Origin of the sequence: Pseudoalteromonas citrea (assembly GCF_000238375.3) — a bacterium.
GTDB lineage: Bacteria > Pseudomonadota > Gammaproteobacteria > Enterobacterales > Alteromonadaceae > Pseudoalteromonas > Pseudoalteromonas citrea.
Genome location: NZ_AHBZ03000014.1, coordinates 885,434 through 898,640 on the forward strand (window position 1 = coordinate 885,434; position 13,207 = coordinate 898,640).

11 protein-coding genes are annotated in these 13,207 nt (G+C 42.4%); 8 read left to right on the forward strand and 3 right to left on the reverse strand.

From position 1 onward, the window contains the following. The first annotated feature begins 17 nt into the window (after window positions 1-17). The 5 genes from PCIT_RS07220 to PCIT_RS07240 all read left to right on the forward strand — a co-directional run bounded on the left by PCIT_RS07220 (window position 18) and on the right by PCIT_RS07240 (window position 3,891). Entirely contained in the window at window positions 18-1,028 is a 1,011-nt protein-coding gene (locus tag PCIT_RS07220) for a phospholipase C/P1 nuclease family protein (protein ID WP_010365875.1), read from the forward strand. Further along, on the forward strand, window positions 1,028-2,215 hold the full coding sequence (locus PCIT_RS07225; protein WP_010365873.1) for a peptidyl-prolyl cis-trans isomerase: 1,188 nt from the start codon (window positions 1,028-1,030) through the stop codon (window positions 2,213-2,215). Before PCIT_RS07220 ends, PCIT_RS07225 begins: the two co-directional genes overlap by 1 nt. Next, on the forward strand, window positions 2,212-2,736 hold the full coding sequence (locus tag PCIT_RS07230; RefSeq protein ID WP_010365871.1) for a hypothetical protein: 525 nt from the start codon (window positions 2,212-2,214) through the stop codon (window positions 2,734-2,736). The genes PCIT_RS07225 and PCIT_RS07230 overlap by 4 nt, the downstream gene beginning before the upstream one ends. A gap of 80 nt (window positions 2,737-2,816) precedes the next feature. Continuing rightward, window positions 2,817-3,182: a S41 family peptidase gene (locus PCIT_RS07235; RefSeq protein WP_157592757.1), complete on the forward strand. Its 366-nt coding sequence runs from the start codon at window positions 2,817-2,819 to the stop codon at window positions 3,180-3,182. A 46-nt stretch (window positions 3,183-3,228) separates the two neighbouring features. Continuing rightward, window positions 3,229-3,891: a hypothetical protein gene (locus tag PCIT_RS07240; RefSeq protein ID WP_010365868.1), complete on the forward strand. Its 663-nt coding sequence runs from the start codon at window positions 3,229-3,231 to the stop codon at window positions 3,889-3,891. 139 nt (window positions 3,892-4,030) lie between these two features. Here the strand turns inward: PCIT_RS07240 and PCIT_RS07245 are convergent, their stop codons facing one another. Both PCIT_RS07245 and purL read right to left on the reverse strand, forming a co-directional pair. Further along, window positions 4,031-5,374 (reverse strand): erythromycin esterase family protein, encoded by a 1,344-nt coding sequence (locus PCIT_RS07245; RefSeq protein WP_010365866.1) that lies wholly within the window; start codon window positions 5,372-5,374, stop codon window positions 4,031-4,033. A 145-nt stretch (window positions 5,375-5,519) separates the two neighbouring features. Then, on the reverse strand, window positions 5,520-9,404 hold the full coding sequence (purL, locus tag PCIT_RS07250; protein ID WP_010365864.1) for a phosphoribosylformylglycinamidine synthase: 3,885 nt from the start codon (window positions 9,402-9,404) through the stop codon (window positions 5,520-5,522). 233 nt (window positions 9,405-9,637) lie between these two features. On the opposite strand from purL, the gene mltF reads away from it, so the two are divergent. Both mltF and PCIT_RS07260 read left to right on the forward strand, forming a co-directional pair. Continuing rightward, window positions 9,638-10,999, forward strand: a complete 1,362-nt coding sequence (gene mltF / locus PCIT_RS07255; RefSeq protein WP_010365862.1) for a membrane-bound lytic murein transglycosylase MltF — start codon at window positions 9,638-9,640, stop codon at window positions 10,997-10,999. A gap of 93 nt (window positions 11,000-11,092) precedes the next feature. Beyond that, window positions 11,093-11,251 carry a hypothetical protein gene (locus PCIT_RS07260; RefSeq protein WP_010365860.1) on the forward strand — a complete coding sequence of 53 codons (159 nt, stop codon included), beginning with the start codon at window positions 11,093-11,095 and terminating at the stop codon, window positions 11,249-11,251. Here PCIT_RS07260 and tadA read toward each other — a convergent pair. Then, window positions 11,242-11,745, reverse strand: coding sequence for a tRNA adenosine(34) deaminase TadA (tadA, locus tag PCIT_RS07265; RefSeq protein WP_010365858.1), 504 nt, complete (start codon window positions 11,743-11,745; stop codon window positions 11,242-11,244). The genes PCIT_RS07260 and tadA overlap by 10 nt on opposite strands. Window positions 11,746-11,902: 157 nt before the next feature. Between tadA and PCIT_RS07270 the strand changes: the two genes are divergently transcribed. Beyond that, window positions 11,903-13,207, forward strand: coding sequence for an inosine/guanosine kinase (locus PCIT_RS07270; protein ID WP_010365856.1), 1,305 nt, complete (start codon window positions 11,903-11,905; stop codon window positions 13,205-13,207).

Below are 13,207 nucleotides of genomic sequence, written 5' to 3' on the forward strand. Positions count from 1 at the left end.
TACTTTACGAGGACAATATGAAAAAAGCACTACTACTATGTACTTTGCCTTTACTATGTACCGATACATTGGCATTTAGCCAAGAAACCCACAAGCGTATTGTGATAGATGCGGTTAATTATATGGCCGAAAACCCAACTACAACCCAATACAATAAGCTACAGCAATACGCCTCAACAAATAATTTAACAGTGGATGCACTTGCCGAGTTACTCGGACAAGCGGCCTATGATGTCGATGACTTCGAAGATACCTTTTTTTGTGGTGCAATCTCGGGGGATTGTGTTCAGGCACCGCTGTGGGGAGCCGCACAAAGCATTGTTAAATACACCAGCTACTGGCACTTTCAAAACCACACCCAAGGCGCCGATGAACATGGGAATGATTTTGGCGGGTACAATTACGATAAGCTCACTGTCTGGGGTAATGTCGATAGCCTTGCCGCAACGTGGTTAAAAGGTGACTACCTTGATGATGGCCCAGGTGGCGAAACAGGTTGGTTTAGGGCTGATGATACTAAATACAATACCTATGGGGTAACAGAAGCTAATTATCGAGTTGATAGCCACTCAAATTACAATATGTACGATGATTTTGAAGAAATGCCTTTTCAGCCTATCGATAATTTAGGGCAATATTGGTATCAGAGCTTTTTGCAAAGTGGTCATCCGCAATTACTCGGCTTTGTATTTCACACCACCGACTTACTGCAACCTCACCATACATGGACTACATCGGCTTTAAATCATTCAAGTTGGGAGTCTTGGGTGAAAGACTACTATGATCAAGAAGACTTAAACAACCTACAACTGGTACATTCAGCAATGGCAACTTTTTCACCTGTCGCCAAAGATAGCCAAGACATACGACCTTTGTTAACACAAGGTGGTGCTTTTTCATATGCGCAAGGGGGTATTGTTCTCAATTCACAAGACCATTACGACCGCTTAACTACCGCTAAGCAAGTGATACCGCATGCGATTGCGATGGTTGTGCACCTACTCAATCACGCAATGGTGAGTCGCTAATGCGCTGGCTTTTCATTTTATTGGTAAGCTGTAACAGCTTACCAATTCTCGCTAACCCTGCTTTATTTAGTCACGCTGAAATCACTTTGATGCATAAGGCTTTTTCACAACATCAAGATAATTTCACCCGGGAGCAAACCAAAACAAGACTGGCTGAAAACCAGTTTTTGCTTGACCAAGCTCAACAACATCAATCCCACTTGCTCGCTCGCCAATCAGAAGTCGGCTATGCCACTAAGTTTCATGCTCGTCGTTATGTAATGTCATTATTAACAAGCCACTTTGTATCAACAGCTGCCCCACAAAAAGCCGTCGTTAATTGGGCTAATTACACTCAAACACAATTACAGGCTGATTTACCAAGCTACCCTAACGATAATCACTATTCGTCAGCTCAATTGAAAAAGCTCGCAAACATTGATTTAACCTCTTTTAGTGGCGCACCTCTTACTCTTGCTGATTTAATGCATGAGCAATCTATGCAAAATCGCTATAAATTACATCAGGGCGATTATACTTTGTTTAAACAACTACTTAATGAACATAGGCAATATAATCGACTGATTAAGCACCTTAAAGTGCAACTCACCCAATCTAATATATCGCTAAAAAACCTAGCGTTAATAGCAACTGGTGAACTAATTCGCTCTCCCATGCTCAGTTACTTTGGGGTGCAAACTCAAATGCATGGTGAACGAAGTGATTATGTCGAAATATTAAAAAGTAACATCACCACACAAGATATTAAGCAGTTTTACATGCAACACAAAGCTGACTTCAAACACAAAAGCACGGTCTATGCCAGTGGCGCTATATTTTCCTCTTCAAAAAACGCCGCAAGCTTCAAAAAAGCGGTGATAAAAACCAGTTTTCAGAAGGCACTCAGCCAACATGCCTTAAACAACATATTTGCTAAAACCAAAGGTATACTAACCCGCGAGCACAACAGCCAATGGGCTGCTCAAGTCGTATTTAATTTAAAAGAATCACAATTAGCAGGTCCAATCCGAAGTCCTAATGGGCAATGGCTCGTCGCACAAACGCATCAAGTTAAGTTTGACTATTACTCCGTGCAATCAGAGACAGTCAGATATCAAGCTACCCTTGCCCTTATCGAAGAGGCAGCCAAACTGGCTTATCAAAAAAATAAACTTGCTTGGTTCAAACTACATAAGTTGTCATTATGAAATATCTAAAACTGACACTTGTCACGCTTTTACTCTGTGCATTTGGCTACTTATTAGTAGCCATTATGCCTAAGTCAACAATCCCCCTAACAACACATAATAGCGCTGTAGAAAAAGAACCGATGCAAAATACGCACGTTAATGTTCCTATCATTGACGAACGGAAGTACCCAGTGCAATCTCAACGCACGACAAATATTGATAAGCCGCCACTTAAAAATATGACACCTCAACCTTCAGCTTATATTCCCCCTATAACCCAGTCACCGACTCCGATGCATTACACCGGAGACTTACACGATCACGAAGCTTATAAGCAATACCATACAAACCAAGAACGTGAACTAAAAATAGCATTTACCGACGCCTCTAAACAAAAAATAATGCGCTTGGAAGCCCTGATCGCTCGAGGAATAAAAGAGGGGATCAGTCAAGATGAAATCGCATTTGCCAAAGAGAAAGTATCAGGCCTTAAAGCGATGAACAAACAACTACAAGATGAACTTAATATGCAGAACTAACGCGTTATACTGCGGCTAATAACGTATTAATTATCGACTTCAGAGGTAACGGTGGTGGCAACTTTTACAGTGGATTAGCCTTGTCATCTTGCCTACTCCCCCTCGACCAATTCGATTGGCAGAATAAGAATGCTGTACTTATCGACCATGTCACTTTTTCAGCGGCAATGAGTAACACAGCGCAGTTTAGAGCACTTTTAAACGCACAAATAATTGGTACTCCAAGCGGGGGCGATCCTAACCAGTATAGCGAAACCTATCAGCTTTCTTTGCCACACTCACATCGCCGTTATAGCCTATCAAAACGGTATTATTCGTTTAGTAGTGTTTCATCGGATGCACTGTACCCGGACAAATTCCTCGCGCAATCATGGGATGAGTATCAACAAGGCATAGATCAACCATTGCTGAGCACGCTTTCTTTATTTAAAAATCTCCAGAGGTAGTACACATCACGCTATACTATAATGACCACTTCACATAGAGATACCAATGAGAACTTTATTACTAACACTGTGCATGCTTGTATTGGGCAATGTGTATGCTGCCGAAGAAAAGAAACAGCTCCCGCCATTAAACCCGGCCTATAAAGCAGAACATGCGATGGTCCTAATGAACCGAGGTTCTCGAATCTATGCAGCTAACTTTCCAACGTATACAACCCCACACGATGTGCAAGTGGTCTACCAAATAGATAACCCAGATGTGGCATTTTTAAATTTAGTAAGAGATGCAAACCTAATCACTATCAAGCCAAAACCCTTCAATATTGAACGCTTAATGCGTGGTGAAGAAATTACCGTGACCGCGGATATTTACGAAGGGCATTACAAACAAGGTGGCAGCTTAGTATATAGCGACCGCGCCATTGTATTTAGCAAACAGCTCTATTCTCGTAAGCTCACAGATTTGGCTGAACCCTCAAAATGGCAAGAGTACGATATGATCACGGTTAAAGGCACGGAACGCATTTACGTACACAAAATTCAAAATAAACCGAGTTTTAATCACTTGATTTTTGTAGATTTAACCGGTGCGTGTTTACAAAAGTTCAGAACATCAAAAGTGGTGCCTGCTGCAAACGAATTAATCTACAAATTCGTCAACTGCGGCACGCTAAAGCAGCTTTATTATGATAGGAGTGGTTTAGAATAAGATAAATAACGCTTTTTATTCCAAGCCATAGAAACCTGCCTGTATATAAAAGTTTGATACAGGCAAGGGGCTAAACATTTCTTACCTATATCTTTTCATGACGCCAATGGTATTTAATAATTACCATTGCTAAATACAACTATAAGTAATCCGGTAATGTGGATCTATCAACCATAATAATGCCGTCATATACTTTTGCGAGCTCAACTTGAACATTAGTCGTTCCCCAGAACTTCGTTTCATAAGGCCGATGCAACCAATCGTCCTCAAGACCAGGTTGATTTACTTTACTAAAGGGTAAATATAATACATCTTGATTTGCAATAGCCGTTAGCGACTCTAATGAGTTTACGTTATGAGGCCTTACAGATAATGACTCTCCACGATTACCCGCGCTGGCACCTTGATTCATATATAGCCCGATTGAAAATAAGTCATCCCCAAAGTATTCATTCAAGTGCATTCCCATTAACGGGTATTGGGTTCGGTGATCTGAATAATACTCAGCAATATGTGAATTGTGTGCCCAAATAGCCATTTTTTCATTAGGGTAGAGCTCAGTTGCTAACTCAATAACGTTGTCAGCCATACTCTGATCTCGACTCGCCATTCCCTCTGCAATAGATCCGCCAACTCGCACCTCTTCTAAGCGCAACATACGGGAGAATGATGTTGCTAAAAACCGTGCTGTTTTTGATGTCATAGTAGAATGAATAAATAATGCTTGAAGCCTATCCAAGGCAGCTTGTGCATCAGGCAGAGTTGACGAAATAGTATCGCATGACTGACTATTGTCTTGTATTTCACATGAATAACTCAACCGTGATATTTGTGCGATATCTAGGAATAAAGACTCTATATCTAAGGTAGTCGACACACCTTCTGCATCAATCGCACTTTCAAAGTATTCAGTCATATAATTGGGCGTATCTAATAACCCTGATAACTGAACATCAAACCCCACAACTTTTAAAGGTCTATCCGTTGATTGTGTGTTAACAATATACTCGAACAAATCAAGTACTTCATGTGAGTGCCAGATACCAAATAGGCACCCCTGTAGTAAGTCTTTGCTTGCGAGCTTTCGTCCTTGGTTTACCTCTTGATTACAAGCAAATGCAGAACTTTCAAAGGCGATAACATTAAAATCATGATTTTTATGTAAGTACTTTATTATTCTTGTTTTTATTTGACTCATTTGTCTCGAGCCATGGGTGCTTTCACCTAGCTGTACAATCCTTCGTTCTCCAATACTCGCAGCCAAAGTATGTAAATCATCTACGGTATTTTCATCGGTTAATGAAATCAAGGGAACATGGTTTTGTATTACATAACGCTGGTACGTAGCTTCCCCTCCCAAGCTTGAATCACTGTCAGTTTGTATCGCTGTGACCGAACCGCTTTCGCCTTCACTAGAACCACAACCGCTCAACACACAACTTGTAAAAATAACAGAAAATATGCCCAATAACTTAATTTTCATAAGACTTTCCTTGTTCAAAATCAACATTCCCAAAGAAAAATAGCATATTTTTCAAACAGAAAAAAGCTTTGCTATACACATAATAGAAACAAAAAAGGCCGCATCAGCGACCTTTTCCAATTAGAAATTAGAGTGTTAAATTATCTTAACCCACATTCTTTCGTGCATTGCGGAACATACGCATCCACGGGCTATCTTCTTTCCACTCATCAGGGTGCCATGAGTTTGCCACTGCGCGGAATACACGCTCTGGGTGTGGCATCATTACAGTCGCACGACCGTCAGTCGAGGTAATACCGGTAATACCTTCAACAGAACCGTTCGGGTTATTAGGGTATTGTGTGGTTGGGTTACCGTAGTTATCAACAAACTTCAATGCCACAGTACCAGAGTGAATGGCAGTATCTACCGCACTCTGATTTGCAAATTCAGCATGACCTTCACCATGAGAAACCGCGATAGGCATACGAGAACCTGCCATCCCTTTAAAGAACACTGACGGGCTTTCTTGCACTTCAACTAAGCTAAAGCGCGCTTCAAAGCGCTCTGACTTGTTCGTAACAAAACGTGGCCAGTGCTCAGTGCCAGGGATCAGCTCTTTCACCGTTGACAGCATCTGACAACCATTACACACACCTAAACTGAATGTATCTTCACGGTGGAAGAAGGTTTGGAACTGCTCACGCGCCATGTCATTGAACAAAATAGACTTCGCCCAGCCTTCACCGGCACCTAGTACGTCACCGTAAGAGAAACCACCACATGCCACTAAGCCTTTGAATTGCTCAAGTGTTAAACGGCCTTCTAAGATATCACTCATGTGTACATCAACAGCAGCAAACCCAGCACGGTTAAATGCAGCAGCCATTTCAATGTGTGAGTTAACTCCTTGCTCACGCAAGATAGCCATTTGTGGTTTTGCACCTGTTGCAATATAAGGCGCTGCAATGTCTTCGTTTAAATCGAAGCTTAACTTCACGTTTAGACCTGGGTCTTTGGCATCAAATTTAGCATCAAACTCTTGCTTAGCACACTCAGGATTATCACGAAGCGCCTGCATTTGATAGGTTGTTTCAGCCCAAATAGTGCGAAGTTCAGTACGCGTATTACTCAGTACTGCCTTACCAGCGCGGTTAAATATCACTGTGTCTTCGCTATTTAATGAGCCGATTTCATGGCTAATAGCTGTTAAACCATGTGCGGCTAGTACATCGTGTACCGCGCTCAAGTCACTGTTACGTACTTGAATCACACCGCCGAGCTCTTCATTGTAAAGCGCTTCAATGTCGCTACCTACCAAGCCATCTAGGTTTACTGTCACACCCGTGTGCCCAGCAAATGCCATTTCAGTCACGGTAGTAAATAGTCCACCGTCTGAACGGTCATGATAAGCAAGTAGCTTTTCATCAGCCACTAACGCTTGCATTGCGTTATAGAAACCTTTCAATAATTCAGGGTTATCTACATCTGGCGTTTTATCACCTAACTGCTTATAAACTTGTGCCAAGCTTGACGCGCCCATGCGGTTTTGACCAGCACCTAAATCTAATAAGATGAGTGATGTTTCACCTTTGTCAGTACGTAATTGTGGCGTCACTGTTTTACGAATGTCTTCAACACGACCAAACGCCGTAATGATCAACGACAATGGTGAAGTAACAGACTTTTCTTCGCCATTCTCATCCCACTTGGTTTTCATCGACATAGAGTCTTTACCAACCGGAATGGTTAAGCCAAGTGCCGGACACAGCTCTTCACCCACGGCCTTAACCGCTTCATAAAGACCCGCATCTTCACCTGGGTGACCGGCAGCCGCCATCCAGTTCGCTGATAGCTTGATATTCTCTAAGCTACCGATATTTGTTCCTGCGATGTTAGTCAATGACTCAGCCACTGCCAAACGTGCTGATGCACCATAGTTAAGTAGTGCCGCAGGTGTACGTTCACCCAATGACATAGCTTCACCATGATACGTATCATACGTTGCTGCTGTTACCGCACAGTTTGCAACTGGTACTTGCCACGGGCCAACCATCTGATCACGCGCAACTAAGCCTGTTACCGTGCGGTCACCAATGGTGATCAAAAAGGTTTTTTCAGCAATTGCTGGCAAACGTAATAAACGCTTTGCAGCCTCTTCTACATTGATGTTAGCAGTTTCAAGGGCACTGCCTTCAACCTGCTGAGAAGTCACATCACGGTGCATTTTAGGCGCTTTACCTAACAATACATCCAACGGTAAATCCACTGGGTTGTTGTCAAAGTGGCTATCAGCAACGGTTAGATGACGCTCTTCTGTTGCTTCACCAATTACCGCATATTGTGCACGTTCACGCTTACAAATGGCTTCAAAACGGTCAAAGTCTTCAACACCTACTGCTAATACATAACGTTCTTGCGATTCGTTACACCAGATTTCGTGTGGTGCCATGCCCGGCTCATCGTTTGGAATATTACGTAGTTGGAACTTACCACCACGGCCACCATCATCCACCAATTCAGGGAATGCATTAGATAAACCACCCGCACCCACATCATGGATAAAGGCAATTGGGTTTTCATCACCAAGCTGCCAACATTTATCGATAACTTCCTGACAACGACGTTCCATTTCAGGGTTTTCACGCTGTACAGAAGCAAAGTCTAAATCTTCGTTAGACTGGCCAGATGCCATTGATGATGCCGCACCGCCACCTAAGCCGATGTTCATAGCAGGGCCACCTAGTGCAATCAGCTTTGCACCAACTGGAATTTCACCTTTTTGGACATGATCGGTACGAATGTTACCTAATCCACCGGCCAACATAATTGGCTTATGGTAACCACGTACTTCTTCGCCGTTATGGCTGGTAACTTTTTCTTCGTAAGTACGGAAATAACCCAAAAGATTTGGACGACCAAACTCGTTGTTAAATGCCGCACCACCTAGTGGTCCTTCAGTCATAATGTCTAGTGCGTTAACAATACGCCCAGGCTTACCAAAGTCGCTTTCCCACGGCTGTTCAAAGCCCGGAATACGCAAGTTAGATACGGTAAAGCCCACTAAACCCGCTTTTGGTTTAGAACCACGGCCAGTTGCACCTTCGTCACGAATTTCACCACCAGAGCCCGTTGAAGCACCTGAGAAAGGCGCAATAGCAGTTGGGTGGTTGTGGGTTTCAACTTTCATCAAGATCTCAATGTTCTCTTGATTATAAGTGTACTCGCCCTCTTTATTTGGGAAGAAACGACCTGCTTTAGAACCCTTCATAACTGCGGCATTGTCTTTATATGCAGACAATACGTTTTCTGGGTTATTTTCAAAGGTGTTCTTAATCATTTTAAACAATGATTTAGGTTGTTCAGCACCGTCGATTGTCCAATCTGCATTGAAAATCTTATGACGACAATGCTCAGAGTTTGCTTGCGCAAACATAAATAACTCGATGTCGTTCGGATTACGCCCTAACTTTTGGAAGTTTTCTACCAAATAGTCAATTTCATCATCTGCTAATGCAAAACCTTGCTCTACGTTTGCTGTTGCTAACGCTTCACGGCCACCACCTAGAATATCAACCGATGACATTGGACTTGGCTCATCAACATTGAATAACGAGCCTGCGCTTTCTAGTTCAGAATGCACGGCTTCGGTCATGCGGTCATGTAATAGTGCCGCCGTTGCTGATAGTTGCTCAGCTGATAATTCGCCTTCAACATAATAAGCAATACCACGCTCAACGCGATGTACTTGGCTTAAGCCACAGTTGTTTGCAATATCGGTTGCTTTTGATGCCCAAGGTGAAATCGTGCCTGGACGAGGTGTAACCAAAATTAACTGACCCGCTGGCTCATGCTCAGCGATTGTCGGACCATACTCCAACAGCTTGTTTAACTTAACCAATTCGGCTTCAGATAGTTCACTTGTTAAATCAGCAAAATGCATAAATTCAGCATAAATACCTGTGATAGGTAGGTTCGCATCAGCGCAGCTTTTAAGGATTTTTTGAACTCTAAAATCAGACAGTGCAGGAGCACCACGTAAGATCAACATAGGTATTTTCATCCGGGGTTAGGGATTGAACGATATTTTGGGTCGCCATTATAGTAGAAATAGCGGTTGGGTTTAACCCAAAATTGTCAAAACTCGTAAAAAATCCGTCACCTTATTTAAGCAACAAGGTAAAATATGGCTTTGTTGTATACAAAACAAGGTACTGGGAGTTTTGCTTTCATTACACAATTTCGTTAACGTAGTTAATGATAAGGTTTTCTTAAGGCAAAAAAATGCAACAATTAATACAGCTCATAATGGTTGTTGTCATACTTTTGATAACCGGATGCGATAAGACCCCACCGAATCAATTAGAGAAAATAAAACAAAAACAAGTCATTAAAATTGGTACTTTGGTTGGCCCAAGCAACTACTTTCAATCTCAAAGAGCAGAACAAGGCTTTGAATATGAGCTCAGCCAACATTTTGCACAATATTTAGGGGTACGCCTTCAAATTGTGCCTTTTTTTAGCCTTACAGAACTTTTTGAGCGTTTAAACAGCGGCGATCTTGACTTAGCGGCATCCGGACTAAGTTATCACCCGTTACGAGAATATCGTTTTGGCCCGAGTTATCGCAATGTAAGCCAAAAATTAGTCTATAAACAGGGTCGTATTCGTCCCAGAAGCTTTGCAGATATTGATGCGCCAATCATCGTCATTGAAGGCTCTAATCATGCATTATCGTTAGAAAAAATTCAGTACGAGTACCCCAGTTTAGAATGGCAGACAACCAACAATTTAGATGAGGAAGAGTTACTACAAGCAATTATTGATGAAGAGATTGACTTTACCATTGCCGACTCACATACCCTTGCGCTATTTCGACGCTATCACCCGAATGTGAGCATTGGCTTCTCCATCACACAGGCCGATCACGTCGCTTGGGCTTTAAGAGACGATCATGATGACTCTTTATATGCGTTACTGATGCCTTTTTTTGAGAGTATGAACAACAGCGACACACTTTATGCGTTAGAAGAAAAGTACTTTGGTCATATCAATGAATTTAACTATGTAAATACGCTTGCTTTTGTTGAGGCCAGTAATGATATTTTACCCAAATACCGCGCTTGGTTTGAAGAGTATGCTGGCGAATTGGATTGGCGTTTACTGGCTGCGCTCAGTTATCAAGAGTCAATGTGGAATCCACGCGCTAAATCCCCAACTGGCGTGCGGGGCATTATGATGCTCACTCAGCCCACAGCTAAGCAGGTTGGTGTAACAAACCGGTTAAAACCAGAGCAAAATATTCGCGGTGGTGCCAAGTATTTACAAAAGCTAGTGAAGCGCATACCTAAAAATATTACTCAACCGGATAGAACCTGGTTTGCTCTTGCATCGTACAATGTAGGATGGGGCCACGTGAACGATGCAAGGAAAATAACAAAGCAACAAAAGGGCGATCCTGATAGTTGGGCTGAGGTAAAAAAACGACTACCCCTTCTTATCAAAAAACGCTACTATCGAAAAACAAGATATGGATATGCACGTGGAGATGTTGCCATCCAATATGTTGACAACATTCGTCGTTATTATGATGCCCTAATATGGTTAGATGAAAATGGGGCACTCAATACAAGCAGTGACAAATAAAATGCATCAAATAGATGTAAGTGTCATACTATTGCAATACATCCCTGTAATTCTGCCATGTGTGTTTTTTCTCTCACAAATAAGGAGGTGCCGATGCTCAGAAGACGTCGAACTCACCAATTTAAACGAAACACTCAGCATGCAAAGGCGAATCGTCGCCGTGCAATTATGAAAAGTAACCACAAAAAAGTACTGTTACGTCGCAAGTTATTTGCACTACAACAAATGGAAGAAGTCGCGGCTCAGCCCTGAGTCGCTTGTTTTGCTTTCTTTGCCGCTTTGATTTCTTTTCTACGGCGCTTAAAAAAATCAGACAATTTTTGTGCGCATTCCTCTGCCAACACCCCCTGACTTACCTCTAATTGGTGGTTTAATTTAGGCTCATTGACAATATTCATGATTGATCCCGCAGCACCGGTTTTAGCATCACTGGCACCAAACACCACCCTTTTTAACCTGCTATGTACCAACAGACCGGCGCACATTGGGCACGGTTCTAATGTGACATATAAGGTACAATCAACCAATCGATAATTCTCTAACACCTTCCCTGCTTCTCTCACAGCCAACATTTCTGCATGTGCAGACGGATCGTGATTGCAAATAGATTGATTCCACCCCGCTGCAACTATTTGATTGTCTTTAACTATTACAGCTCCGACGGGGATCTCATTTTGTTGTTCCGCTCGGTCTGCATATTCAAGCGCTTGCGCCATCCAGTATTGATCTTGTTCTATCTCAGTCATGAATTTTCTGTCGTGCTACTATTAAGAAGGGTTCGTCAAGAGTAAATATACCACATATTATTGCTAAAATTACCAAAATGACATGGCTCAACACGGCACACTTACGCTATAATTCGCCGCTTTTTTTATTTCTTGAGCTCAAACACACGGGTAAAACATGAAATTTCCGGGACGCCGTAGGCATAAACATTACTTTCCAGTGGAAGAGAAAGACCCTTTAATAAACCAATTGGGCAATGACGACAGATTAAAACGCAGTTATATATGTGGTATTGATCAAATTGTCGTAGATATTGAGGCCAAAGTAGATCAAGCTTTTCTTGATGAGTTTGGTTTACAACGTGGTATGTCACAAGTGATAGCCAGTGATATAACCAATGCCTTATATGAGCGTTTAAAGCGCGATGATATGGTCGACTACGAATTCGCTGGTGGTACTATTGGTAATACAATGCACAACTATTCTGTGCTTGCGGATGACCGCTCGGTATTGCTTGGCGTAATGAGTGAAAACATCAATATAGGGAGCTATGCATATAAGTTTTTGTGTAATACCTCTAGCCGTGTTGATTTAGATCACTTACAGCCCGTCGGAGGGCCGATTGGTCGTTGCTTTACACTCATTGACGATAGTGGCGAACGTACTTTCGCTATTAGTGCTGGCCTAATGAACTATTTGCGTCCAGAGTCTATTTCAAAGACCCTGATCCAAGAAGCATCAGCGTTGGTGATCAGTGCGTACTTAATGCGGACTACGGGTGATGAAACAATGACCCAAGCAACCATGCAAGCCGTAGAGTATGCAAATCAAGCCGGCGTACCAGTTGTACTAACACTTGGTACCAAGTTCTTAATTGAAAAAGATCCAACTTGGTGGGCTGAGTTTGTCGAAAAGCATGTCGATATTTTGGCAATGAATGAAGAAGAAGGTGAAGCGATCACTGGCTTCTCAGACCCACTACTTGCAGCTGACAAAGCGCTAGATTGGGTTGATTTAGTCATTTGTACCGCGGGCCCTAAAGGCTTGTTTATGGCCGGATATGTTGAAGATAGCGTAAAGCGTGAAACTGAATACCCACTATTGCCTGGCGCTATCCCTGAATTTAATCAATATGAATTTTCGCGAGCGATGCGCAAAGCCGATTGCCCAAACCCAATTCGGGCTTATAGCCACACAGCGCCTTATATGGGTGGTCCAGATACCATTAAAAATACCAATGGTGCCGGTGATTGTGCGCTCGCAGCTGTGCTACATGACTTATCTGCCAACGAGTATCACAAATTAAATGTGCCAAACTCAGCCAAACATGAGCAAGCGGCAATCACTTACTCATCACTGGCGCAAATAAGTAAATATGCAAATAGAGCAAGTTATGAAGTACTAGTACAGCACTCTCCACGATTATCTCGTGGCCTACCGGAACGTGAAGATTCGTTAGAAACTTCTTATTGGGATAAATAA